Annotated in this window: 20 protein-coding genes; 7 read left to right on the forward strand and 13 right to left on the reverse strand. The window is 41.5% G+C overall.

Features of this window, described 5'->3' with window-relative positions; all coding sequences use genetic code 11:
• Window position 1: 1 nt before the first annotated feature.
• Window positions 2–376 (reverse strand): hypothetical protein, encoded by a 375-nt coding sequence (locus tag V7K44_RS07395; protein ID WP_334930090.1) that lies wholly within the window; start codon window positions 374–376, stop codon window positions 2–4.
• 99 nt (window positions 377–475) lie between these two features.
• Window positions 476–841, reverse strand: coding sequence for a hypothetical protein (locus V7K44_RS07400; RefSeq protein ID WP_334930092.1), 366 nt, complete (start codon window positions 839–841; stop codon window positions 476–478).
• A 543-nt stretch (window positions 842–1,384) separates the two neighbouring features.
• Here V7K44_RS07400 and V7K44_RS07405 point away from each other — a divergent pair.
• The 5 genes from V7K44_RS07405 (at window position 1,385) to V7K44_RS07425 (ending at window position 8,354) form a co-directional block, all read left to right on the forward strand.
• Entirely contained in the window at window positions 1,385–2,518 is a 1,134-nt protein-coding gene (locus V7K44_RS07405; RefSeq protein WP_334930094.1) for a substrate-binding domain-containing protein, read from the forward strand.
• Between the two features lie 491 nt (window positions 2,519–3,009).
• On the forward strand, window positions 3,010–3,966 hold the full coding sequence (gene nifH / locus V7K44_RS07410) for a nitrogenase iron protein (protein ID WP_334930096.1): 957 nt from the start codon (window positions 3,010–3,012) through the stop codon (window positions 3,964–3,966).
• Between the two features lie 355 nt (window positions 3,967–4,321).
• Window positions 4,322–5,731 carry a nitrogenase iron-molybdenum cofactor biosynthesis protein NifE gene (nifE, locus tag V7K44_RS07415; RefSeq protein ID WP_334930098.1) on the forward strand — a complete coding sequence of 470 codons (1,410 nt, stop codon included), beginning with the start codon at window positions 4,322–4,324 and terminating at the stop codon, window positions 5,729–5,731.
• Complete coding sequence (gene nifN, locus V7K44_RS07420) at window positions 5,731–7,041, forward strand: nitrogenase iron-molybdenum cofactor biosynthesis protein NifN (RefSeq protein ID WP_334930100.1); 1,311 nt, start codon at window positions 5,731–5,733, stop codon at window positions 7,039–7,041. The genes nifE and nifN overlap by 1 nt, the downstream gene beginning before the upstream one ends.
• A gap of 53 nt (window positions 7,042–7,094) precedes the next feature.
• On the forward strand, window positions 7,095–8,354 hold the full coding sequence (locus V7K44_RS07425) for a glycoside hydrolase family 10 protein (protein WP_334930270.1): 1,260 nt from the start codon (window positions 7,095–7,097) through the stop codon (window positions 8,352–8,354).
• Window positions 8,355–8,504: 150 nt separating this feature from the next.
• On the opposite strand, the gene V7K44_RS07430 is transcribed toward V7K44_RS07425, so the two are convergent.
• The 11 genes from V7K44_RS07430 to V7K44_RS07480 all read right to left on the reverse strand — a co-directional run bounded on the left by V7K44_RS07430 (window position 8,505) and on the right by V7K44_RS07480 (window position 23,916).
• On the reverse strand, window positions 8,505–9,098 hold the full coding sequence (locus V7K44_RS07430; protein ID WP_334930102.1) for a hypothetical protein: 594 nt from the start codon (window positions 9,096–9,098) through the stop codon (window positions 8,505–8,507).
• Between the two features lie 61 nt (window positions 9,099–9,159).
• Window positions 9,160–10,641, reverse strand: a complete 1,482-nt coding sequence (locus tag V7K44_RS07435) for a site-2 protease family protein (protein ID WP_334930104.1) — start codon at window positions 10,639–10,641, stop codon at window positions 9,160–9,162.
• Between the two features lie 510 nt (window positions 10,642–11,151).
• The gene (locus V7K44_RS07440) at window positions 11,152–12,174 is read right to left on the reverse strand and encodes a spore photoproduct lyase family protein (RefSeq protein WP_334930272.1); all 1,023 of its coding nucleotides are present in this window, start codon (window positions 12,172–12,174) and stop codon (window positions 11,152–11,154) included.
• 104 nt (window positions 12,175–12,278) lie between these two features.
• Window positions 12,279–12,635, reverse strand: coding sequence for a hypothetical protein (locus V7K44_RS07445; RefSeq protein ID WP_104900334.1), 357 nt, complete (start codon window positions 12,633–12,635; stop codon window positions 12,279–12,281).
• Window positions 12,636–12,847: 212 nt separating this feature from the next.
• Window positions 12,848–13,108 (reverse strand): hypothetical protein, encoded by a 261-nt coding sequence (locus V7K44_RS07450; protein ID WP_334930106.1) that lies wholly within the window; start codon window positions 13,106–13,108, stop codon window positions 12,848–12,850.
• 331 nt (window positions 13,109–13,439) lie between these two features.
• Entirely contained in the window at window positions 13,440–14,228 is a 789-nt protein-coding gene (locus tag V7K44_RS07455) for a biotin/lipoate A/B protein ligase family protein (RefSeq protein WP_334930108.1), read from the reverse strand.
• Window positions 14,229–14,335: 107 nt separating this feature from the next.
• The gene (gene coaBC / locus V7K44_RS07460; RefSeq protein ID WP_334930110.1) at window positions 14,336–15,577 is read right to left on the reverse strand and encodes a bifunctional phosphopantothenoylcysteine decarboxylase/phosphopantothenate--cysteine ligase CoaBC; all 1,242 of its coding nucleotides are present in this window, start codon (window positions 15,575–15,577) and stop codon (window positions 14,336–14,338) included.
• Between the two features lie 99 nt (window positions 15,578–15,676).
• Entirely contained in the window at window positions 15,677–15,889 is a 213-nt protein-coding gene (isiD, locus tag V7K44_RS07465; RefSeq protein WP_094351471.1) for a protein IsiD, read from the reverse strand.
• 154 nt (window positions 15,890–16,043) lie between these two features.
• Window positions 16,044–16,649, reverse strand: coding sequence for an alpha/beta hydrolase (locus tag V7K44_RS07470; RefSeq protein ID WP_442940668.1), 606 nt, complete (start codon window positions 16,647–16,649; stop codon window positions 16,044–16,046).
• A 149-nt stretch (window positions 16,650–16,798) separates the two neighbouring features.
• Entirely contained in the window at window positions 16,799–20,728 is a 3,930-nt protein-coding gene (locus V7K44_RS07475) for a helicase-related protein (protein WP_334930112.1), read from the reverse strand.
• Window positions 20,728–23,916 carry a hypothetical protein gene (locus V7K44_RS07480; RefSeq protein ID WP_334930114.1) on the reverse strand — a complete coding sequence of 1,063 codons (3,189 nt, stop codon included), beginning with the start codon at window positions 23,914–23,916 and terminating at the stop codon, window positions 20,728–20,730. The genes V7K44_RS07475 and V7K44_RS07480 overlap by 1 nt, the downstream gene beginning before the upstream one ends.
• Before the next feature lie 274 nt (window positions 23,917–24,190).
• Here V7K44_RS07480 and V7K44_RS07485 point away from each other — a divergent pair, with 274 nt between their 5' ends.
• Window positions 24,191–25,048, forward strand: coding sequence for a DUF6429 family protein (locus V7K44_RS07485; protein WP_334930116.1), 858 nt, complete (start codon window positions 24,191–24,193; stop codon window positions 25,046–25,048).
• A 165-nt stretch (window positions 25,049–25,213) separates the two neighbouring features.
• Entirely contained in the window at window positions 25,214–26,734 is a 1,521-nt protein-coding gene (gene purH, locus V7K44_RS07490; protein ID WP_334930118.1) for a bifunctional phosphoribosylaminoimidazolecarboxamide formyltransferase/IMP cyclohydrolase, read from the forward strand.
• The last annotated feature ends 193 nt before the right edge of the window (window positions 26,735–26,927 follow it).

Raw genomic sequence — 26,927 nt, forward strand, 5'->3', positions numbered from 1 at the left:
ATCAGGTACTGGGCAAGTCCCCTTCAGGTAAGACATTATCTATGCTGAGTACCCAAGGTATACCTTTGTCAATTGGAGAACTGACAGTAATTTTAGCTCTGTTGGCAAACTGTTTTAAGTGGTCGGCAAATTGGGGAACAGTTTTCATGATATTGCGATAACTTTTCATATTATTACAAATCACGATCAACGTCAAAACGCCACTATTGATTTGGAAATACCAATGGCAGCTCGATAACAAAATCCGTGTCATGCGATCGCAGGCCAAGAAAAAGCTTTTTTTAGTTGCTTCTTCAAGCTGTCTGAATAGTATTTCACTCAGCTTGATTGTTTGAGGTGAAGGCAAATCATCTGGATGTAGGCATGGTTGATTCATAAGTTTTTAGCAAGCTCCAAAAGTAACGAAGCTGCGGTGAAAATTGGTAATTTTGATTTTTTGCAGATTGGATATTGCAGAAAAATCAGGTTCATTAGGTTATTTTTCTTGAGTGACAATCCACAACAAGTCTAACCACAACTGGGGATAAGCTTGCTTGATATTTGAGAGAGGATCGCGCATCAAGTTATTGGCATTCAAGCAAACAACTTCAACTAGCCCCAAGTATTCTGCTACTTCTTTGAGTAGGTTTTTTTGTTCTACGACAGCACTAACTAGTCTGTCAGGGCAATAAATACCAATATATTTTGCATGGCGGATGCACGTTTTCATATTCACTCTTGTTAAGTGAGGATGAGGATTGATTATCTTCACATAACATTGGCTTAACAGTTTCCATACACGTGGGTGAGTGTGTTCAATAATTACGTTAAATTGCTGGGCTAAGTCTTCTTCTGTAATCATTACTCTCTCCATGACTTTGTTACCATCTGTTGCATACTTTGGTAAATACCTAATTGATTGTGCAAAAACTTAAAACAGCAATTATTTGCTGATGCTATGTGCATATTCACTTTAGTCAAATAGGTAATTTTTCGTCAGGGCAAAATTTACCCCAAAAAGCGAAATTGGTTGGTATGTTTTCTACTGTTTGTATTACTCGTCTATCAAGCATCAAAGCTGAAACTAATCTCTAAAACTGTATTAAATGCTACTGTTTACCAATTTAATTGGTAAAAACTTACTGCTAAATAAATGCTCTGTTTCTTGGAATTTGGGGCTTTTAAGCCAAGATAGCAGGTAAAAAGTAACCATCCGCCAAAATAATTTGCGCTTGGCAAGCAAACTGGCAATTTCTGTGATAGTCTTTTTATATGGGGAATCAAGACAGCGAAAGCACAAAAACTCGTCAAAGAGAAATGATATAAACTCCTAGACCTCACTTTCGCCTTGGCAGATGCAATATTTAAATCCGCTACGGCTTTTTGAAACTAAGAGACAAAGCCAATGAAGCAGGATAGTGACCTCCGTAATAACTTGAAGTCGATTAGAACTCGCTTAGGCATGAGCCAACAAGATTTGGCTAACATCGCTAATGTGACTCGTCAGACAATTAGTGGTGTAGAGTCGGGACTATATGCTCCTTCAGTAGCCATAACACTTCGTTTGGCCAAAGCGCTTGGCTGTCAAGTAGAGGATCTATTCTGGTTAGAGCGAGATTTACCTGAAATTGAAGCAGTTCTTGCCAAACCCGTTCCTAACGGTCAGCAACTGCGAGTTAGTGTGGCTCGTGTGGGCGGACAATGGATAGCTTATCCCTTGATTGGTAAGGATGCTTTTCGCCAAGATATGATTCCGGCTGACGGTGAAAGTACAAGCCAAACAGGGACAAATAAAGTTCGAGTCCGTCTTTTAGACGATAATCTCGACACACTTCACAACACCGTTGTGATTGCTGGTTGTGCCCCTGTGATTTCACTATGGGCAAGAGCCACCGAACGCTGGCATCCTCAACTGCGAGTCCAATATAACTTCGCCAATAGCATGGCTGCATTGCACAGTCTATGCAGAGGTGAAGCGCACATCGCTGGGATGCATCTGTACGATCCTGAAACTGGTGAGTATAATACTCCCTTTGTTCGAGATGTTCTGGCTGGTAGGGAAGCAGTTCTAATTACCCTTGGTGTCTGGGAGGAGGGACTTTTGTTGAAGTCAGGGAACCCAATGGGAATTAGAACAGTTAATGACTTAGTTGCAGGGGGCGCGACTATTGTCAACCGCGAAATCGGTTCTGGCAGTCGGATGCTTTTGGAACAAACACTCCAAAAAGAGCAGATACCGTTCGATGCTGTTCAGGGCTTTGACAATATACTCAAAACTCACCAAGATGTTGCTCAAGCTGTAGTCAGAGGAGTCGCCGATGCTGGTATGAGTACGGCATCTGTAGCTACCGCCTTTGGGCTGGGATTTATCCCTTTACATCGGTCACGATATGATTTGGTGATTCTTAAGGAATATTTAGAAGAAGCACCAGTACAGCAGTTGCTCAGTACTTTGGGACATCGGATGGTTCACTCCCAATTTGAAATTCTTGGCGGTTACGATATCAGCAAAATTGGGGAAGTTGTAGCGACTGTTTAGAGTGGATTGCAATGGTTGGTTGTGTGATTTAGGGAAACTTGGCGTAAATTTCAATCCTGCTGCAACCACTCTTTAGGTATGAGCAACCTTCTTTATGATTACAACAACTGATAATGCTCAATTCGTAATTCGGATTTCAATTTGAGTTTCCGGCTTGGAATCTGTAGCTTTCTTTTTTCCAATTGGTATTACTACCGCTAGAGAAATCATTTGAGTGAGCGGATGGTAATACTTGCAATATTCCTTGAGTGATGTCTTATTGCTCTAGCCATTAGTCGAAAAAACAATGACTAATGACCAACGAAAACTGACCACAACTTGAATATGTTCTTTCTTCGGACTCTTTTTGCTGTAGAACGAGCACCTCCAACGACGTTCTACATAAGGTCACTGCTGTAATTTTACAGCACAAGTACCTCCGGTAGGCACAAAATGCCAACGCCTCATAAACCGACAGACCCACCAAACAAACAATTACAGGATTAATCATCATGTCCGACGGAAAAATTAGACAAATTGCTTTCTACGGTAAAGGCGGTATTGGTAAATCTACTACCTCCCAAAATACCCTCGCTTCTATGGCAGAAAAGGGTCAACGCATCTTGATTGTGGGTTGTGACCCCAAAGCTGACTCTACCCGATTGATTCTGCACTGTAAAGCCCAAACCACCGTGTTGCACCTAGCTGCTGAACGGGGTGCTGTGGAAGATATCGAACTTGAAGAAGTGGTAATCACTGGCTTCCGGGATATCAGATGCGTAGAATCTGGTGGGCCAGAACCCGGTGTAGGTTGCGCCGGTCGGGGTATCATCACTGCCATCAACTTCCTGGAAGAAAACGGTGCTTACTCAGACGTAGATTTCGTATCCTACGACGTATTGGGCGACGTTGTGTGCGGTGGTTTCGCCATGCCAATTCGTGAAGGTAAAGCCCAAGAAATCTACATTGTTACCTCTGGTGAAATGATGGCGATGTTTGCAGCTAACAACATTGCTCGTGGCGTTCTCAAATATGCTCATACTGGTGGTGTACGTTTGGGTGGGCTAATTTGTAATAGCCGTCAAACTGACCGGGAAGACGAACTGATTAGCACCCTGGCAGCCAGATTGAATACCCACATGATTCACTTTGTCCCGCGTGACAATATCGTGCAACACGCCGAATTACGCCGGATGACAGTGAACGAGTACGCACCTGACAGCAAGCAAGCTAATGAATACCGCACATTAGCGGACAAGATTATCAACAATACAACTCTTACAGTTCCCACCCCCATCGAGATGGATGAGCTAGAAGATTTGTTGATTGAATTTGGCATTCTTGAAAGTGAAGAAAATGCTGCAAAAATGATTAGCCAAGCAGACGCTGCTAAAAAGCTAGAAGACGCTCAAGGCGAAGCAGTAGAAGCAGTGAAAAAAGGAAACGTAGAAATAGTTTCCGGTAGCTAAGACTCAAGTGCTAAATACAAAGTAAATATTAGGTGGGCTATTCTCGCCCACTTTCTCACCAATCTTTTAAAATGGAGGTAATCGAATAGCTAATCTTAACCTCTGAGTGTTTTATCGTCACCGTGTTAACACTAATCTACTAAAGCATACACAGCAAAATTAATACTTTAAGAGTTTAGTTCATGTTTTTTCTCCTTCTCTAATCTAGTTGATGTTTATATTTTAGGAAATGATAAATTCTCTCGATCATTCCCTTTTATTCCATGTTTTAGATACATTAATAAATGAAAGTCCTATAAAAGCCTTTGGGAATTCAGTTAACATCTAACAAATTTTACCTATTGTCACCAAACAAATGAATCCCACTCCAGAAAAAACCAACGATTCACTCAGTGACTCCAATCCCGAAGATGCTCGTCAGCAGCAGAAACTACACAAAAAAAAGTCCTCTACACAATTACCCCAACCTGGAACCACTCAAGGGAGTTGTGCTTTTGATAGTGCAATGATTACGCTAGTACCAATCACCGATGCTGCTCATGTAGTTCACGGGCCAAGTGGTTGTGCTGCCAGTATTTGGGGAAGTTACAGCAGTCTCTCTTCTAATTCGATGCTGTACAAAATACGCTTTAGCAGCGACATTGATGAGAACGATATCATCTTTGGTGGAGCCAAAAAGCTGTACAAAGGCATTTTAGAATTAACAAGACGCTACAAACCTACGGCAGTATTTGTTTACTCCACTTGCATCACTGCCTTGATTGGAGATGACATTGAAGGAGTTTGCAAAAATGCCACCGAGAAAACAGGAATACCCACTATCCCTGTACATTGTCCTGGCTTTATTGGGAACCAAAATTTGGGCAACCGTGTTGCTGGTGAAGCGCTGCTAGAACACGTTATTGGAACAGCTGAACCAGATACTAGTACACCTGATGACATCAACCTAATTGGTGAACATAACATCGCAGGTGCAATATGGAATGTTTTACCGTTATTGGAGAAATTAGGTATCAGAGTTTTGGCAAAAATTACAGGCGATGCTATCTATAAAGAAGTTTGCTATGCCCATCGTGCCAAACTTAACGTGCTGCTCTCCTCCAAAGCACTAATTAACATGGCAAAAAGCATGGAGAAAAAATATGGTATCCCCTACATTGAAGAGTCTATTTATGGCATAGAGTCAATCAATCAGTGTTTAAGAAATATTGCTGTAAAGTTGGATAATCCTGATTTGCAGGAACGTACAGAAAAGCTAATTGTAGAAGAGACTGCTGCAATAGATGAAAAACTCGCTCTGTATATTACCCGATTGCAAGGTAAGCGCATGATCCTTTCTATTGGAAGTTTCAAGAGTTGGTTGATTATCTTTGCTGCTAAAAATTTAGGGATGGAAGTTATTGCTATTCTTACTAATAAGAATACTGAGGAGGATAAAATTAGAGTCAAAAGTTTGCTGGGTCAAGATGGCATAATTCTAGAACAAAATAGTTCTGAAGAAATTTTACAGATAATTAACGAAAATCACGTTGATATGTTAATTGCTGATAAACGCCATCAAGACACTTCTCTGACTGCTAGGATTCCATTTCTAGACCTTAATACTGAACGCAACCATCCCTATGCAGGTTATATAGGAATTTTAGAGGTAGCACGAGAATTGTATGCTGCTTTTTACAATCCTGTGTGGGAACAAGTATGCCGACCAGCCCCGTGGGAAGTAGGAGTAGAGTCAGCAGGAAATTCTCAACAGGAGGAAATTTGATGGCGATTATTAGCGTTACGAGTACATCTGTTGCAGTTAATCCCCTGAAGCAAAGCCAAACTGTGGGTGCAGTTTTAGCCTTTTTGGGATTGAAGGGAATCATGCCTTTATTACATGGTTCTCAAGGCTGTACTGCTTTGACTAAGGCGGTATTGGTACAGCATTTCCGTCAGACGATTCCCCTTTCCAGTACGGCGATGACCGAAGTTGCAACCATTTTGGGTGGCGAGGAAAGAGTTGAACAAGCAATCTTGACTTTGGTGCAGAGATCCAAACCAGAAATTATCGGTCTTTGTAGCACTGGACTGGTGGAAACCAGAGGTGATGATATGGGGCGCTTTGTCAAGGAGATTCGCCACCGTCACCCAGAACTGGATTATTTACCAATTGTGCTTGTCTCTACACCAGATTTCAAAGGTACATTACAGGATGGCTTTGCTGGTGCAGTTGAGAGTATAGTCAGGGAAATTCCCCAAAAAGGCTCCAAGCAAGACCCTTGTCCCACACAAATCACTATTTTGGCGAGTTCTGCATTCACACCAGGGGATGTACAGGAAATCAAAGAGATTGTTACCTCTTTTGGACTTGTACCTATTGTTGTACCTGACCTTTCTGGTGTACTAGATGGTCATATAGAAGATTCTTCTAGTGCCATTACAGCTAATGGCACAAATGCAGCACAGTTGCGATCGCTTGGCAGTTCTGTATTCACTTTGGCACTAGGTGATAGTATGCGGGGTGGGGCGCAAATTTTGGAGCAGAGATTCAATATACCTTATGAGGTATTTGGTGAACTGACGGGATTAGCAGCAGTAGATAAATTTCTGCAAGCATTGGCGGATATCAGTGGTGTCAGCGTACCAGATAAATACCGCCGTCAACGCCGTCAGTTGCAACACGTGATGTTGGAAAATCACTTTTACTTTGGGTGCAAGCGAGTTTCTTTGGCGCTGGAACCAGATTTACTTTGGTCAACAGTTTCTTTTTTGCGATCGCTAGGAGTTGAGATTCACTCAGCAGTGACAACGACACGCTTTCCTCTGTTAGAAAAACTTCCGATTAAGAGCGTTACTATCGGCGATTTGGAAGACTTTGAGCAATTGGCGGTTGGGTCTGATTTACTAATTACCAACTCTCATGGAGTTGCGATCGCTCAACGCTTAAAAATTCCTCTCTACCGTCAAGGTATTCCCATTTTTGACTGCTTAGATCATGGTCAGTTTACCAAGGTTGGCTATCGAGGTACTATGCAACTTTTATTTGATATTGGAAACCTGTTTTTAGAGCAGGAAACAAAGGTTAAGGATTAATATTAGTTATCATGCCAATGTTTCCTTCACTGACACAGACATTTTAAATAATGATGAAAAGGTTTGTAGAGTGGTGTGTTGAGTTTTCTCCTTGGTGCAATATTCGCCAAAGTAGAAAGTATTTTTTGTTTATCGTTATGCTTACCTTGAGTGCGATCGCTACGATGATATTATCGTTACCTTTGAACGCTCAAATAAATCTGCCGTCAACGCCAAAATCGGAATTAAGGGGAGTGTGGTTAACAAATATTGATAGTGATGTGTTATTTGAGCGCGATCGCCTCAAGGGATCTTTGCAACGCCTTGACGAACTCAATTTTAACACCATATATCCGGCGGTTTGGAATTGGGGATATACATTGTATCCTAGCAAAGTTGCCCAAAAAGTTATCGGGCGATCGCTCGATCCCACGCCTGGATTGCAAGGACGAGATATCCTCAAAGAAATTGTCGATGTGGGACATCAAAAAGGGTTAACAGTGATTCCCTGGTTTGAATTTGGCTTTATGGCACCAGCGGATTCCCTATTAGCTAAAAACCGTTCCCAATGGCTCACTAGCCGCAGCGATGGTACACGGGTTGTCAAAGATGGGAATGATAATCGCGTTTGGCTAAATCCCTTTCGCCCAGAAGTGCAGCAGTTCATTCAAGATTTAATTGTTGAAATTGTTAGAAACTACAATATTGACGGTATTCAATTAGATGACCATTTTGGCTTACCATCAGAATTAGGCTACGATGCCTATACAGTGGCACTTTACAAAAAAGAACACCGTGGTAAAGCTCCCTCGAAAAACTTCAAAGATCCAGAATGGGTGAGTTGGAGAGCTAATAAAATCACCGAGTTTATGAAACGGGTATTTACAGCCATTAAAGCTACTAAAAAAGATTGCCTGGTTTCTGTTGCTCCTAATCCTCAACGTTTTTCCTACGATTTCTTTTTAGCAGACTGGCAGAAGTGGGAACGGCTGGGAATTGTTGAAGATTTAGTTTTGCAGATATATCGTGATGACTTGAATGTTTTTATCAGCGAATTAGAGTATCCAGAAGTGAAAGCAGCCAAGAGTCATATTCCAGTGAGTGTGGGTATTTTGGCTGGGTTGAAAAACAAAACCGTATCGATGCAGCAGATTCAAACACAAGTGCAAAAAATCCGCGATCGCAATTTCGCTGGAGTCTCTTTCTTTTTCTATGAAACCCTCTGGAATATGAGCAAAGAAAAGCCACAAGAGCGTCAAACTGCCTTCCAGAAAATTTTCCCCACACCAACGGCTTACCCTAATTTGCTGGCAGGTTGGAAACCGTTGAGTTAATTTTCCTAGCAATCTGTTGGTGAACACATCACTTAATTACAGTGAAGGTTCACTGACAATAATTTAAGAATTTGTCTTGAAAGGAACTAAGTTTTTTAGTAAAAAAGCAACTGATTGGAGAATACCTGTATTTTTTAATTTCAGAGTTAGTTAAATTGGTAATACTTGTATTGTGTTGGTGGGGCATTTTACTACACTGTTTATATATTCTGGGTGAGAGGGTACACGTCCATAACTTTCTTTATTTCGACAGACAATACTTATCATTTTTAGTTGCTTGTTCCCATTAATACGAACAGCAAAGACCGTTCCAACATACCACCTAACTTCAAAACCAAACATACCACCGCAGTCGTCTTGAACGGCATAGCTATAAACAGCATCAATAGTTGTTTGAGAGAAAACTTTAGTATCTGTTTCAGTATAGTATCGATAACATCTTTGTGTTCCAAAAATTGGTGGAAACGAGCCATAGTGAGTTGCTGGTTCGTCAGGAGATTTAAAAAAGGTTTTGTGCTTTAAGAAGTAGTTATTTTGAGTCTGAACTTTAGATATAATATTTTTTTCTGCTTCTTTCTCCAGTCTTGATATTTGCTTTTCCTGCACCTTATATTCATCTTCCTTCTCACACCCACCAATAAGGAAACTTAGCAAAATAATGCTAAAAAATAATAATTTTAGAGAAAGATAAATAAATGGATTACTAGAATTACAAATCGGGCTTAATTTTTCTAAGTATCGCATGTGGTTCACTTCTAACTCCTGCACAGACGCGATTAATCGCGTCTGTATTCCTAATTCAGCACTATCCTATTCCCAAACGCCCAGCCAAGCCAGGAGTTAGGGGTAGAAGCGTAGTAATCATCAAGAATAGAGCTAAAAGCCCCAAAGCGGCTCTAGCATCATCGGGTTCAGTAATTTCATTCAAGCTGGGGCGTTCTTGATCGCGTTGCAAAAAGAAAATCACGATCGCCCAGTACATGGCAATCATATTACCGAGAGACACTAACGCCAGTAAAATTAAAGTTGCTACTGTTGCTCGTCCTGCGGTTTTGCGTCCATAAATCGCCTGAACAATCCGCCCACCATCTAGTTGTCCTGCGGGCATTAAGTTCAAAGCGGTAATTACTAACCCCAACCAACCAATCACCACTAGGGGATGAACGCTTACTAAGGGTGACTGCAATGCCGAACCAAGGACAACTCGCGCCAAACTTCCCACCAAAATCGACCCTTGGAAAAACTGATTTGGCAATTGAAATAAACTACCTGGGTGGGAAAGCAGCAAGCCCGTCACCAGCATTAACAAAGAGACAATACCACCTGCGGCTGGGCCTGCCAAGGCAATATCAAATAATACCTTGCGGTTGGGCAACAGAGACTCGAAGCGAGTAATTGCACCAAAAGAGCCAATTTGCACTGCGGGTAGAAAGAATGGCCAGCTAAGGCGAATTTGGTGACGCTGTGCAAGTAACCAATGACCAATTTCGTGAGCTACTAAAATCGAAAATATTCCAGCGCCTATGGGCAAAGCTTCTTGAAACCGCCCTGGATTGCCAAAAAAATCAAAATTCAGCAGTAATCCCGCAGCTTCTAAACTTGTGGCAATGGTCGCTATCAACAGAATACCTGCAAAAGCTTTTTGCGATCGCAACATCGGCTTGGGATCGTTACGGCTGGGTAGGACAATCATCACGGGTCTACCGTCTGTGTTTTCCACTAAAAACAGACGATAGCGATCGCCAAGGCGTTGCTGTAAACTTGCAGTTAGACGGTTGTGAGTCTCTTCTGGTTCTCCCCGCAAATTGCCTTTAAAAATGGCTCCATCTTGGTAAGCGATCGTTTCTGTGGCAAAAAATGTATCGATACCAAAAATGCCTTTAATTGCATTCAAGTCATCTTCCGGTATTGGTGGAATTTCCGCTTTCAGTTCTGCGACTGCTAATTGTGGGGAATTTGCTGCAAGCGAGGAAGCAGCAGCGAGTCTTTCGGTTGCGCGTTGCTTGAGGATGTCATCTTGCCCAGCGGCGCGTAACTGTCTGCCCAAATAAACGTACAATCCGGCGGATGTCACCACCAAGAACAATATACCCGCTATATTGATGTAAATCCCTGCGGCAAACAATCCAAAAAACAGGAGCCAGGGAGTCATCAACACCACCGACTGTAACCAGGCTAAGATTCCCAGCTTACCAAAAGGTCTGGCGCGATAAAAGCCCCAGCCTAAAATGCCTAAAGCTACCAGTAGGATTGCCGCCAGGATAGAAGTTTCTGATAAAGTAAACATCTCCAAACCTTTGCTATTGAGACTAAGCCAGAACAAGTCCGGTATTGCAGATACACTTATTAATGTATAACGCCGCCTGTAATCTGCCCAAATTATCCCACTTTGTATAGAGCTATCGTGTACACACAAGTCTTTTAGAGTTACTGCCTAGCATAAGATAGGTTAATTTTTGCAGATCGATGCAACAAAGGTGCAGGTCGATGCAACAAAGGTGTAGGTTGATGCAACAAAGGTGTAGGTTGATGCAACAAAGGTGCAGGTCAATGCAACAAAGGTGCAGGTCGATGCAACAAAGGTGCAGGTCGATGCAACAAAGGTGCAGGTCGATGCAACAAAGGTGCAGGTCGATGCAACAAAGGTGCAGATCAAGAGACTTGCTTGTGTGTACACCGTAGCCTTACTACGGGGGGAGGGGCTGCTCTTGAGAAGTCACGCAGGAATTACAACTAATTTACCGGATATAATATGAGTAGATGAAGAGTTCAAACTGCATTTGAGCGAAGTGGTCTTCTAAGTCCAATAAAGAATTTCAGCATTTGGAAAGCGCCTACTAATCTCACTCTCAAAAAAGCTACGCAACGCCTTCATTATGTCTTTCTCATAAACGTACTTCGTCCCACCAAACTTATTACGCTTGACGCTGCGTTTTGCCTCATCCATCTCTAATTTTGATTGCGGATACCAAGTTTGTAACACTTCTTTTGATCCAGGTGTGAACCGATGGGAGATTAACTCAAAGGTAAGGTTACAGTCAAAATCCAGTGCCTCGTTTATCTGGTCAAACAAACAACTATAGTGCATTTGCCAGTCATCTATCGGCATAATTGGCGCGATAACCAAGCCTACTGGATAACCGCCACCGCCACGCTCTTGTGGTAACGCCAACCGTCGCAATGCATTCAGTCTGGATGCTACGGATGCCGTGCCACCTTCAAACTTACCAGAAATCGGTGCAGCATTAACGCTCATCCGACAGCGAGTATGCCCATTGTGTGGTAAGTCGAGTAATCCATCCACAGCATCAAACTTCGATACCCAACGTAGATGTGCATTGCTACGAGTGCCAAAGTAACGGATACATTCAGCAAGACTTCCAGTTAAATGCTCAATACCCAATGGATCTGTGTAGCAGCTAACTTCAAAACTTGTGGTTTTCCCCTGTTGCTCGTAGTTAGCTGAATTCTCTAATATCTGTGGTAAGTTGGCAAAAACGCGGATGACAGGTGGCCCCGACAAGCTACCAGCTAGGTAGCAGTATTGACAGTGAGCGGGACAACCTTCGGCAAGATGAAACTGCCAATCCGCAGAAGGTGGGATGGGACTCAGTTTAAAAGAACTGGGTGGTGCAGTAACCACCGCTAAGGTACGCTTGGCAATGTTGTAAGTATCCCGCTCAGATTCACCACGCAGACCCTTCAGGCGGTTTTGTGATAGTTCTTCTATTGGTAAGTTGAGTGACTGCACACGTTTAAGAATCTGCTGCCCCCAATCTTCATCTAGAGCAGCAGGTGTAAACAGTACCCGTTCAGGTATCCACAACCTTGGCGATCTTGTTTGTGTATCTGATACTGAAACTTGGTCTGTAATGGTATTCAGCAATATCGTTCTCCGTTATGAAAGTTTGCTGATTTCTGCAATTAATTTTCCAGGACTTGCTTAATTCGTCGCTCTAACAAATCAAGATCCAAACTGCCTTCATCACGGTTAATTCGGCGCACAGTGGAATTAACATTAGCTAAATTAACCAATAAATCTTGAAGAATTTCCTGCTGCTGACGGGCTTGAGTAACTTCACGTGGTTCCTGTACTAAATCACGCACGATGGTATCTTCAGCGCGAGAGGCGATAATTGGATCGTTTTGCCCTTGAACATGAACAAAGGTTCGTCGCCCTGGGCCTCGCTCCTCTTCTATTGGTATAACTGCTGTCACTTGGTCAGAACGCACATATTTGCCAAATCCCAAATGGACTAGTTCTGATGAGAGTATTTTCATATAATTGAAGCGTTATTTTTATGTCTTACTTATATTGTAAAATCTACAAAAGTGACTTGAAGCCATAGAACATACGGGTTATACCCAATTCAAGGTAGTAGTTTCCTTTCCCAATTGCTGCTTAATATCTCTATGTCAATCACGCTATTTTTACCAGCTTTCGGGCTTGTTCTGGGGTTTAATAAACTCAAGTTTTAGGTTGCAGTTCTAACCTAAGGGAGATTTTTAACATTAGTTCCTTTTTGGATATCTGCGAAATCTAACAAAGCTGCCTTTGTCCAAGCAAGAGTAAAACCCTCTACTATGATTGGAGGCAGATTATCCGGTACAGTGAAGGCTTGGGTAAATCTCTTGACAAGCTTGATTTGCCCTTGCTGAATATAAAAGGTATCTGAAACTAAATTATCATCAGTTTCTTCTTCTTCAAATAAATCTTCTTCCAATTCCATTTCATTATCAAAATTGTCGGTCATTTTTACATCTCCAATAGTGTTGAAAAATCATTGAAACCGTCTTCTTCATCCGTCAAATCTTGTGAATTAGCTAATTCATCAGGGTAAATTACTCCTTGAATGCGCTGTAAAGGTGTTAGAAATGCCCCGTAAAGTTATTGATAAATTTCCCGAATTACAGGATCGGGATGGTTGACACATTCTTCTAAAATGATTCGCATCTGCACCAGCATACTATCTCGCCCAGAATCGGGTTTATCTTCTGCTGATTTTTTAGCCCAAGCTGCATCCTAAATGAGTTGTGAAAATGCGCGATGTCCAGATCCCCGACAACTTCCGCGAAGTCGGGGATCTAATTTTTCACGAATGATTTAGGATTGCTATAAAGCGATCGCAATTCGAGGATATCTTGCCATTCGAGATCGGTAAATGGTTGGGTAACTAGTTCTATGCCAAAGTACTGTTTTGCCGTCTCTGTCAGTGTATCCACAATCTTTACAATCCAGCCATCCTGTTCCTGTGTGTTACAAAGCGAGGTATTCCACGGAGCCGGTTGTTCAAAGATTTCCTGAAATAAATCTTTGTCCGTAGACAAAATCATTGAGCCGTGTTGAAGAATGGTATTTCTTCCCTTGCGTTGGGCACTACCAATAAATTTACTTCCATCGGCTGTAACCAAGTCAGCTGCTGTTGCTGTGTTGAAGCAACTGGGATTATGAATGTAACCTCGTCCAGCAGAACCATAACTTAACTCAATACCCAAGGTTTGCCAGCCTTGGATTAAAAAGTTACAGATTTTTTCATAAGTACCCCAGCTTTTTCCAGTAATAGCTGAGGTAATCAGGGCATAGGTTAAGTTGCCTTGGTGGAGAACAGCTCTACCTCCCGTTGGACGGCGAACTAAATCGAGTGGCTGTCCCTGGTAAGTCAGATTATGCCACTCGGTAGGCCATTGTTTTTGCAGATGTCCCAAGGAGAGAGCATAGGGACACAAAGTATAAAAACGCAGCGTAGGCGGGTGCTGTCCCTTTTCACATTGCTTGAACAACCAAGCATCGATCGCCATTTGCACTGCTCCTGATGTCTGAAGCATTGGGATGAAACGCCAGGTGGATGGTGATTCCATTGCTAGTTGTTTCATCGGTTTTTTAGGAGAGGGATATTACTGGTAAGGGCCTGAGCAAGAATATGTAACTATGAACAAAGATAAACATATTTTTTCATAATTTTGATGAATAAAGGTAGTACCTAAAATTTCGTGATGACAAAATCATATAATTGATGTGCCATTTCTAATTTAGAACAAGGTGCAATTTCTACCTGATTTCCTTGACTATCTAAAAATATGGCTTGATTATTATCACTCCCAAAACCACTATCAGGTTGATCGATGGGATTAGCAACGATCGCATCTAATTTTTTATTTTGTAATTTTTCTAACGCTGGCTTGACAATATCCCCAGTTTGTGCGGCAAAACCAATTAATATTTGATGCGGCTGTTTATGTTCTGCTAATTGGGCGACTATATCCGGTACGGGTTCCAAGGGTAAAGCTTCGGGAAGCGATCGCTTGGGCAATTTCTCTGTACTATAATCTCGTGGCTTCACATCGGCCACGGCTGCTGACATGACAATGATATCAGCGTTGGGTAAACACTCTACCATGACGTGCTGCATTTCGTCTGCACTAACAACGGGAATTGCTTGTACTCCTAATGGTACATTCCAATTCGCTGGGCCATGTACCAGAGTGACATTTGCCCCTCGGTGAAATGCTGCTTGCGATAGCGCCAATCCCATTTTACCTGTAGAAGGATTACCAATAAACCTTACTGGGTCAAGATACTCTCGCGTTCCCCCGGCGCTAATTAACACTCGCTTACCTACTAAATCTCGTTTACCTTGAGTGTGTAACAACGATTGGATGTGAGCCAAAATTTCTGGAGGTTCTGCTAATCTACCAGCACCGATGCGATCGCACGCTAATAACCCTGATGCTGTATTCATCCCATGATATCGGCTATCGATCAATAGCTGTTGCCAATTTCGCTGCACTGATAGCTGTTCCCACATATCCGTATTCATTGCGGGTGCTAACAGCACGGGACAAGTAGAAGCCAGCACGGTATTTGTGAGTAAATTATCCGCCATCCCGTAGGCTAACTTGGCTAATGTATTAGCTGTCAAAGGGGCAATTACCATGACATCTGCCCATTCACCCAACTCAATATGCAACGGACGAGAGTGAGTTGGTTGCCAGAAATCATCATCTGTGTAGGCGGGATGACGAGATAGAGTGGCTATTGTCAGAGGGGTGATAAACTTTTGCGCCGAACGGGTGAGGATAACTCGGACTTCCACCCCAGTTTTAAACAGCGTCGAAACCAATTCACAGATTTTGTAGGCGGCGATACCGCCACCTACACTAATGAGAACCCTGTTCAATTTTGGATTTTGGATTTTGGATTTTGGATTTAAGGGAAATTGCATTGGTACTTTGAGATTAAGCAAGTGATACATTAACCCTGATAATCTCTGATTGTAGCCAGTTGACCCAATCTAAAATCTAAAATTTACAATCTAAAATTGCTATGCTTCATCATAGGGTTCCAAGTCTAAGAGGTAGATATAGGGTTCAACTAACTCTGGACGCTGAAATGCGATCGCTCGCAATAGATGCCAATCATTTAAACCCTCAAAAGCATTACTATAATTATCCAGTTCCAGACGTGTAGCTAGTTCTTCTACTTCTACTGCACTCATGGCAGCAATTTCTTTTTGGGAAATGCTTAGAGTTGTCATAATACTTGCCCCTCCCTTATGCAGCACTCGCCTTCAGCATGGGTTAAGTTGCGCTGAACGCAGCCACCCAATATATATTACTCATTAGAAGTCATTAAGTTCGTGAAAATTGTCAGAATTTGTACCAGAATTTATAAAAAATTTGTAATCCTGACTAAGCAATTGTATTTACAACGAAATTTCGTAGCACTTCTAACGTTTTTGGATCTATTTCATGTCCCATATCAAATTCGTGGTATTCTACTGCCACTCCTAGAGACTTGAGAGTTTCTCGTGCCTTCAAAGCAGCTTTCAGGGGCACAACTTCATCATATCTACCGTGAGTGATTAAAGTCGACGAAATCCCACTTTTAGCTGCCGTTAGCGCGTCAGGATGTAAATACCCGCTCATGACAACTAAACCTGCTAAGGGCAATTTTGAGCCGACATCTAAAGTCATTGCTCCGCCTTGAGAAAATCCACTCAAAATGGTACGTGACAAAGGTATGCCAGTGGTACTTTCTAAAGATTCCAAGAAATCTGTTAGCAGTTGCCGACTTTCTGCCAAACCTTGATACATATTTTCCCCCCGCAGATCATACCATGCCCTCCCTATCGGGGAATAGGGATAAGGATAAGGTGCATTGGGCAATACAAACTGGTAATCGGGTAAGTTGAGCAATGGTAACAAAGATGCTACATCCTCAGCATTAGCACCCCAACCATGCAAAGTGACAATTAAGCCTGTTGGGGGTTGAGAAGTTGCTGTGGGAACGGTGATAGCTTGTAAAGACAGAGGTTTACTCCTAAAATTCTACTTTTATACATAGATCCTATCTCTTCAAGGAGACTTAGTATTTTACGGCATTTGCTGCTTGCCTAAAGAATACCGACATCGTATGGTGCTAGCAAGTTAACAGCGTATATTACCTATTTGTTCTCTGCTTCATCTTCAAGCAAGATTGTATTAAGAAGATTCAATTCGCTGGATGCCATAAAGTAGCGATCGCTAAAAACAGTTTCTAATTGTGTAAAAATCCGTCTACCTGCCACAGCTACCCAAGGAAATGCTCGATAGTGAGGCACTACAGGGATAATTAAGCCTTGAGGAGTTAAAGAACGTCCTAGCGCACTTCTCCAAGCTTGGGGATCTTCTAATACTTGCTGGCGGGTATCATCTTCTGATTGTTCATTCCAGAAATGGGGATAGTCGAGGGGTAAACCTACAACTATATTTTTAGTTTTCAACGCTTGACGTGTGGAAGATTCAATCACAAATCCCTCTTGTTCTCGACTCAATAGTTTATACAGTTCGTTGGCAGGACGCTTGAGTTTTGAGGGAAATTTGAACTTCTTGCTTTCGGCAATTTCTTTTAGCGATCCTAAAAGACGACTGCTATTTTGTTTAACATCAGCTTTCCATGCTTCAAAGCTAAATATTTCTTCAGTTTGGCGATCGCTCCAATCTTCGATCCAGAAAGGGCCGATACAAGTTAGACTATTTGGTATCTGTAGCTCGTCATTGTCTAAAGATGGCAATAATCGGCTCGAAATTCTAGAAACAGTTTTGGTCAAAGCTTGTAAAGTTTGATAATTTGCATAGGATTTGGCATTTATCTCTGATGATTGACCTCTTAAGTCAAAATGTTTAAAGATGTTTGCAGTTAATAGCTCTGCTCTTTTCACAATTGCTTTTGCTTCTTGAGGGTGACTATCACTGATAAAAATTTTGGCTTCACGCAAGAAATCTAAGACATCATCAGACATTAAACGCAGCAATTCTTCATCGCCAACAGAGCCAACTGGGACAAATGCAATTCGGTTTTTATTGAGTCCGGCATCACCTTTGATGCGGGTGTGAATTGTAGAGCGCAACATTACCAGCAAAGTCAATAAATCGCTGGACTGACGCAACCATAGTCTTTTGGGATCAATATCCTCTCTTTCAATGATGAAATCATTGATTAGCATAACTAACCGTCTATCTTTGTTATCTCCAGAAACTTCCATTCCGGTTTCTGGATCTGTATACATTCCTCTACCACGGTAAATTAATTGCGCGACTTCCATTAAAGCGGCTTCGATATTAAATCGGGGAATTGCAGCTATGATGCAATCTGTTTTCGGGAAAGAAACACCTCTTGCGCCTGAAGAAGTCATGAGAAAAACTCGGACTTCATCTCGTCGTGGCGGCTTTACTAATTGCAATCGTCGATCGGGTGATACACTTTGATCCAAAACCTCCACCTGTTCTCTGTTTACCAGAGCTTCTTTACCAGTGGTTAATTTTTCCTGCAACTGACGTAGAAAAGCTTTATCCTGAGCAAAGAAAATTAACTGCTCTGCTCCCTGTTGTAACCCAGCCTTGATTTCTAAATAGGCGTTTGTTAGGGATTCCTCTTCTGATTTTTCTCGAATTGCTTGTCTAATTGTCTGCTCTGTGCCGTCACTGTTTTGACCTGGTTTAATGGGCGACAGCCTAATACTGTAGTCAATAGTGAGTTTACTGGCGGGATAGCTATTTGTCATAACGTGTAGCGTTGGGTGTTTTCTGAGGCCAATTTTTGTATGAGTACCTGTCACCCGAAAGGGCGCTTCACCTCGACTTTGACTTATTAGAACTTTATCAGGAGCGCGATCGCCTGAGTTTAAAAAGCTATCCAACACAACTTCATTGCTGAGTGAGGCATCGGCAAGAATCAGCACAATTTTAAACGGAGATTGATTTGTATCAAACGGTTGAATAAACTGTTGTTGCAACCATTCTGCTAACTTACGGACAAAGGGCGCTCCTGCACCATCACCAGCAAGTTCATCTACCATCACAACTATAGTGGGAATCCGCGCTGCAAATCCTGAACGTTCCTTTTTTCCAGGCTTAGTATCAGCTTTTTTTGCAAACAAATTATTGAAGGCATTAACTGTGGTTGATTGATCGTTGAGCGTCCGATAACCTTGGATAGCAGCAGTCATCACCAGTTGATTAACCTTGGGATTGGCTTCGAGCAATTTTCGGGCTGACTTTGCTATAGTACCCAATACACCAGGACTGTTAAGGGATTCTACGCTGTAATCCCGTTCGTTAAGACGGCGTTTAAATCGAGTCGAGCCGACTATATTGCAATCAATATCATGTTCTTGTTCTGGATTGAGAAAGAAGATATTGCTATCAGGAAGTGTGAGTTTTTCAATACCATCGATAACAACGGCACTCTCGATCAAGCGAGGTGGAAAATTGTTTTCCTGAACCTGTTGTTTATACCATTCGGGAGCCGCAACAATCAAATTTTTATTGCTGGTGATGGTTAATATCCCAGTGGGGCGATTGTTGTCTCTAGCAAGTTTGTCGGTAACATCTCGATTAATTACAACTCGCGGACTGAGATACAAAAATAAGAAACCTTGAGACTGCTGTTTGAGAAATTTCATCACAGCAGTGGTTTTACCAATACCCGGATTTCCTTCTAAAGCTAGGACGTTAATTTTACCGACTTGAGCAGAAGTTATACCAGCAAATACTGCTGCCTGGTGTAGTTGTCGCAGAGGGATTGTTGCTTTATCGGGATTGATTTCATTGATACAATCGGCAATTCGTGTAACAGGGTTGCCTCCAAAGAACTTATGTAATGCGTCGTTGTCTTCAATAGATGCGATCGCCTCAGCTTTACTAATTTCACCCATTGGGTTGTAGAAGTCCGTCACATTCTCCTGAAAAAGAAAGTGCAGATATTGCCCTGAAGCTGGTTTTTCAGCTAGATGTTGTGCTTGTTCTTTAAAAGCAGACGGTAGCGATCGCACTAACTTTCTGAACACTAAACCAATTTCCACGTCTAGATCGAGTGGCTCATCATCCTTTGAATGTTTAGCTTTGCAATATGCTTTTCCCAATGATTGCATTAACTTGGCTTTAGTATCTGGTTCAGGTTCCACACCCCAGAATTGAGCCGTAAGACTTTCAATACCATTGGATGTGACAGCGATCGCTCTAGCATGACAACTTCCTTCTAATCGCTTACGTGCGCGTAACACTTTAATCAGCTGATCGGTATATGATGATGCCTGACAGAGCTTGAATAATGGTTTATCTTGACCACTAAATGCTGAAAGAAAATTTTCCAACCTTTTAGAAAGTGAAAATTCTTCACCTTCAACCTCTGCACAAACTCTAGAGAAAACCCCCCGTGATTCCATGTAACGGGCATAGCGACTCATTTCTTCTCTATGAGAGGCTTCTTTTTGAAAATCTGCAAATTTGAGGGGTGCGTTATAGGAAAATTCCAGACAGATAATTAAGTTCTCAATTTTTTTGCGTTTTGGATCTTTTGGCTGGGAGAAGTCAGTTTTGCCATCTTTAGGCGGACTAGATTCGTTGGAAAGCCATAAAATAAAATCGGCTCTGGCTGGTTGTCCACGCTTGACTAAGTTCTCGTCTGGTTTTCCTGGTAGTTTGAAAGCTTCTTGAAATGCTTTTGCTGTCTCTTCTTTTTCTTCATCCAGTTGCATTTGCTGGTCTGGGAGTGTCAACGGACACCAAATTGCTTCTAGTTTAGGTTGTTTAATTTGACTGTGCTTGGGGTTGAGACACTCACGCATTGCTGTCCAACCTAAACCATAGCCGAGTACCAGCAGATGACGCAGCATTGTTTCCACCCATTCTTTGTTATTGGGATCTGTTATTTTGAATACTTTCACTAGTTGGTGGAAGACATCTGCATTTTTGTGAGATTGCCAAGGCTGGAGAACAGGATGATCGTTCAACAGTAAGTTTCTGTGAATCAACTGTTGTAAAACACCGCGTTTAACAGCAATTTCAAATACCTGCCCCCAAATAGAGGCTTGTTGTAGAAGGGATGATTCCATTACTTCCTGTGCAGAACTTGAGAAACGTGGGTAAGTACAGCGCGATAATTAAGTAATACCTGTCCTTTGCGGCGGGTATGAAGAACTTTGACTTCACCAGCCTCTTCAACTGTATTAGGCGATATCCAACTAAATGGATCTAGTACTGGGATCAGTTGACCTTTTTGCACACCTCGTTCAGCTTCAATAAAATGCAAGCCGCGCAGTACAGCTAGTAAGCAAGGATGAATCCGAGAGTCTGAATCAGGATTAATCAAATGCTGACGAGCGCGTTCAGTCCAGTTAATATTGCTAACTTTTCCATCCGATACTAAGAAATAAATGCAGAAACCAGATTGTAAGCGCTCTTCTGCTTGAATAGCATAAAGTGTGGCAAAAGTATAAACCGGAATTAAATTACGAAAGTAGTCTGCTCTAACAGAGCGCTGAAAATCTGAATGATCTCCTGCTTGCAAAATTTCAAATGCTGCTTCACTGTAACCGCGATCGCGCAAGCGTGTAGCCGGAAATACATCCCGCACCATTGGGTAAATGTTGATATCAGGAAACGTTTGAAAGACTTCTTCTAAAAATTCTGTAGGTATTAAAGAAGAATTGTAATCTGCGGCTCGATTAATGCGGCGATCGCCATAGGCATGAGCTAATAAAATAATGTGCTGACATCCTTGGGCTTTAAGATAACGAATTTCTTCTTGAACTAGGCGTTGCGTTTTCAGCTGTTCTGGAGAATCAAGAACATCAGACTGCATCCGTTCTCTTTTAAGTTCATAACCGATAAACGGTTCACTAACAGATGTAGCAATATAACTTTGAGTCAGAAAAAGATAAGCCTTTTCACTATCATTGGGAAAATTTCCCTCGTTACAGGGACGGCTTGCATAAGAAATTAAACCAATCTTGGGGGCTGAATGAGAATCTGGGCTACTAATGCAAAGTGGAAACGCACTTAAAAACGCCTTAAAAGTACCAGATTTTATTAAATCTTGCGTTTTTTTGGATTGTTTCACCAGATTATCTAGAATAAGTCCCTGCATTCGGATCGGGGTATCTTCACCTAGTATCGCTTCCAATGTTTGGGCGGCTGCGTAAACGTAAGCATCGCCGCTCTTGTCTTTATCATCATCTAGTTGTCTTCCTGTTTCTTGGAGTCGCAGCATTAAGGTTGTAAAGTCAACCAATTTTTCCTTCTGGCCACGTTTTTGCAATCGTGTAATGATTTGCCACAAACAGCAGTAAACTAGCACAGCAAAGGCTGTAACTGCGGCTGCATGATACTGCTTGTTTTCCTCAGATTCTCTTGTATTTGCTCGCCGTTTCACAGTTTCAACATCGTATTCCACGATGATTGCAGCTGATAATGCCCACCCAGCAAATCGAGAAGAATTTGTAGATAGCTCATAAGTCCATTGACGATCTTCTCCCTTCTGCCAAGAACGAGGAACCCAACAAACTTGGAGGAGTTTCTGTGGCAATAAACGCTTTGCCCGTAATTGACTTAGTGTATCTTTAGTTTTTAAGTCATACTCCGAAAGCTCGGCAGTAACTTTAACCGAAAATAGAGATTTTGCTGGTTGCTCACAAATTTCAATATGTTTGAACCATTCAACCTTTTCGCTAGTATTTTCTTGTGGCTCTACAAGCAACTTTCTCACACCTAATGTTGCCCCTTCTAGCCGATCCCAATTAATGATGCTGCTTTTTACACAGATGAATTGTTGTGAGGAGCGATTTTGAACTTGAGATATGACTTTTTGATTCTTGTCGCGCAATACTTCCTTCAGAGCCTTGGCAATAGACTTCATTGACTCAGAGCGTTCCTGTAATTCTTCTAAAGTCTGGCGAATAGCTTCTGTACCCTGCGATTTAAAATTTGCTAGGAGTTGATTCACCATATCTGTTAGTGATTCTTTAGTTAGCGGTTTCTCGTCCTTTTTGGGAACAACGACCGCCAAAAAGATCAGTTGAGCTAAACGACGACAAATTTCCCAAGGTTTTTGTAAGGAAGATTCATCATTACTCAGTAAATATTCTCTAATTTGATCGAGTCGTACTTCAAAAGCAGGTTTGCCTAATTCTGGATTTTGCCCATTGACTCGAAAACGATAACTTACTTCACGCTCTACTTGATTTTTAGTCTTTTGCTCGAAAATTTGAGTTTTCCACTCAGGCCAAACAGCTAGACAATAATAAAAGGTCGCTTTGCTAAGTTCATCTGCCAAGTCGAACTCAGCTGCACTACCGAAATGAGCCGTTAAATCAACCGTATAGCCTTCTTCTTTAGCAGATTCAACTAGAATGAGTATTCGATTGACATACTCTACTAAAAGTTGGTAATCTGGCTCATTACTCGATCGGGCATTTTCTGCGATCGCTTCCATAATCCGAAAGCTAATTGTCAATCGGACGCGTGACAATGCTTCGTCATCTATAAAGTTTAAAAAACGCTGGATTTGGCTATCATATCGATTTTTTTCTTCTTTCAAAGTTGCGATCGATGAATCCACATCATCTTCATCACTTTTTAGTTCGTTTTCTAAATATTCTGTGGCAGCACTGCACATTTGCTCAAAATAATCAGTATTTTCAACTCGTTCGCGCGCACAAATAACCGTCGCCACAGACTTGTTATCTTTATTATCTCCAGATTGAAATGCTAGATGTACGAGGTTGGCAGTATTGGGTATATTTTGGAAAGACGTACCTGCCTTTTTAGCAAGATGTTTGAGTTGCTTATCAGAGTCATCTAACAGCAATGTTGATAATAAGCTGTCGGAAGGCACAGCAGTATTGAGTGCTTGGTCAATAGCAGCCATTAATCTGTCTATGGCACCAGGTAACTTTGTAGCATTACCATCACTCAAACAGCCGCCAACGCGCGACCTATTACCGTATGCTGGCATGGATAAGTTTTGAATAAACCCACCGCCAGGAGCAGGTTTCAAAGCTTCTTTAAATTTAGGTTGTGCAAATAGCCGATACATAACGGCTGAAGTACTTATTCTCAGGCGTTTATTTTGCTTGTCATCAAATTCAAACAGCTGCATCCCTCTAGGGTTTAGCTGGTCAGTATTTGCCTGATTACTGCTAGGAGAAATAGCTTGAGTAAGTAGCTCTATGACTGTAGCGAGGTCAATAGACGGCTTAAGCAATCGCGGGTCAACGTTAGCGCCAGTACCTTGTGAAGGCATAATTATTTCCTTTGTAATTTTCAGTCTTACGACTGCTTCATTTGCCTGAACTTTACAGTCTCAGCAAATGGACTCTATATTTTTTCTATCTTAAATGTGTCTAATCTGTCAAGATAGGGAGATTTTACGTTTATAATACTTTTTTTAAGAATTCTTACACAAATATTTTATTTACATGATAATGTATATTTCTGAAAAGATGGAGAGGAAACTTAATGAATATAAATTTACAAACAGAAATAATGTAAATTTTAATTTTTTATAAAAAGCAACAATGGATAAAAATAATTTTGAAGCATTTACTAACTTACCAGCATTGAAAAAAAATGCTATTCAAGTCTGTGGCCAAGAATTTATTGATAGCTTGACTAAAAAAGGTATATACGCGAAAGATAGTGACTTCTGGGAAAAGGTTAATAATAAGCTAAATATTCCTGATGATGCTTATGAAAGTAAACAGGCTAGAGAACAAGCAGAAAAGGAACAACTATTGCTAGAAAAAAAAGTTAAAGAACAATCAGAAAAACAAAGATTGCTGGCAAATAAAAAAGAAATCCGTAGTAAAAACAGAAAAGATTGGAAAATTACTGTTTTTGAACTTCCAGAATCAGAGACTTTTGGCAAAAATTTTATAGCTGAGTGTACAAAAGAACCAGACTTAATAAAAACTACTTGGTTTTGCAAGAATCAAGAAGAAGCCTATAGTAGAGCTTGTAATCTTGCAGATGAATTTGAAGTCCAACAAGAAAGTTTAAGGATTTTTATGGAGCATTACGCAGTAATGAAAGATTTATATCTAATGATTATATACCTTTCGAGTGGAGATCAACATAATAGTTATCTTAATAATAATCGTGAAAACTATAAAGAAAATTTTACTGGCGTTAGCTGTTGGAATGGATTTGATTTTGCAATAATTAATGCTTTAGTGGCAGAAGGATTATTAGAACTATCAACAACTAAAAAAAGTATGGTGATGAATAAAAAAGGTATGAAAGCTGCAAGAGAGGTTTTACAAAAAATTAATATTGATGGAGTAGACAGGCTACTAGAACAGCGAGAATATCATGAAGAATATATTAATTACAAGAGTCAATTAGATATTATGGAAGAGCAAGAAGAAGAGGAATAATAGATATCATCCCGGTACAATGCCTGTTATCTGTAGCAGTCTTAATTGAGAAAGGTGATGCCAGATGATTAGTAACGCTATTATTTCTCATGGTCTTGAAGTAAACCAAGGCTTATGCAAAACTTGATTTGCTTCTCTTCTAGCCTACTTTTAAGGAATCGATCAATGGCGCGTCTAGCCCTGCTGAGTGTATCTAACAAAACTGGTATAATTGACCTAGCCCGTAGCTTGGTTGAAGAATTTGAATTTGATTTAATCAGCAGTGGGGGAACAGCCCAAGCCCTCAAAGATGCGGGACTCCCTGTCACCAAAGTTGCAGATTACACAGGTTCACCAGAAATTTTAGGTGGCCGAGTCAAAACGCTGCATCCCCGAATTCACGGCGGAATTTTGGCGCGGCGAGATTTTCCCGAAGATATTACAGATTTAGAAAATAACCAAATTCGCCCGATTGATTTAGTGGTAGTGAATCTATATCCTTTCGAGGAAACGATCGCTAAACCAGGGGTAACATTAGCTGAAGCTGTTGAACAAATTGATATCGGTGGCCCTGCTATGCTGCGGGCATCATCGAAAAACTTCGCTCATCTTGCTGTATTATGCGATCCAGCCCAGTATGACGAGTATTTACAGGAATTACGCCAAAATAACGGCGTAGCATCCCTAGAGTTTCGGCAAAAGGCAGCATTAAAAGGATTTTCGCACACTGCAAGCTACGATCGCGCGATCGCATCTTACCTCGCACAAGCACAGCAGTACACCCTTAGCGGCACACAATTACAATCTCTGCGTTACGGCGAAAACCCTCATCAACCCGCCGCCTGGTATCAAACTGGTGCTACCCCAACAGGATGGACAGCCGCAACGAAACTGCAAGGTAAAGAACTTAGTTACAATAACTTAGTTGATTTAGAGGCTGCACGCCAAATTATTGCGGAATTCACTGATACCCCAGCAGCAACGATTATCAAACATACAAATCCCTGTGGTACGGCACTCGGAAGCACTATTTCCGAAGCTTACAAAAAAGCTTTCAATGCTGATTCTACTTCTGCCTTTGGTGGTATTGTCGCCCTCAACCGTCCGATTGATGCGGCTACGGCTAGCGAGTTAACCAAAACATTTTTAGAATGCGTGGTTGCACCAAGTTATGATGCGGAAGCGCAAGAAATCCTTGCTAAGAAATCTAACGTGCGGGTTTTGACTCTACCAGATTTGAGCAGTGGTCCTAAGGATACAGTGAAAGCGATCGCAGGTGGTTTCCTTGTCCAAGCTAGTGATGATGTAATTGCTGACGCCAGTCAATGGCAAGTTGTAACTGAACGTCAACCTACACCCGACGAATTAGCCGAATTGTTGTTTGCTTGGAAAGTTTGCAAACACGTTAAATCTAATGCGATTGTTGTAACTAGCGATCGCACTACACTAGGAGTAGGTGCTGGTCAAATGAACCGTGTCGGCTCAGTTAAAATTGCCCTAAAACAAGCTGGAGAAAAAGCCAAAGGTGCAACTCTCGCCAGCGATGGATTTTTCCCCTTTGATGATTCTGTGAAAACAGCCGCAGCCGCAGGAATTACAGCCATTGTTCAACCAGGCGGAAGTTTGCGCGATAAAGATTCTATCATTGCTGCTAACGAACTGGGTTTGCTGATGGTCTTAACTGGTGTACGTCATTTTTTACACTAAATTATTGACCGTAAGGTGTACACTTGTGAAAGTGTCACATAATTTACTTGCCCTTTGATAGAAGCGGTGATATAGTAAAGTCGTGTGTGAGGAGCAAGTTATAAATAAAAAGCGTTTGGGGTGGAAACACGGCAACACTCCCAGGCGCTTTTTAATTTATCAGCAATTAGATTGCTTGTGGGATTTTAAAATG

The sequence above is a fragment of the Nostoc sp. genome (genome assembly GCF_036917235.1).
GTDB lineage: Bacteria > Cyanobacteriota > Cyanobacteriia > Cyanobacteriales > Nostocaceae > Nostoc.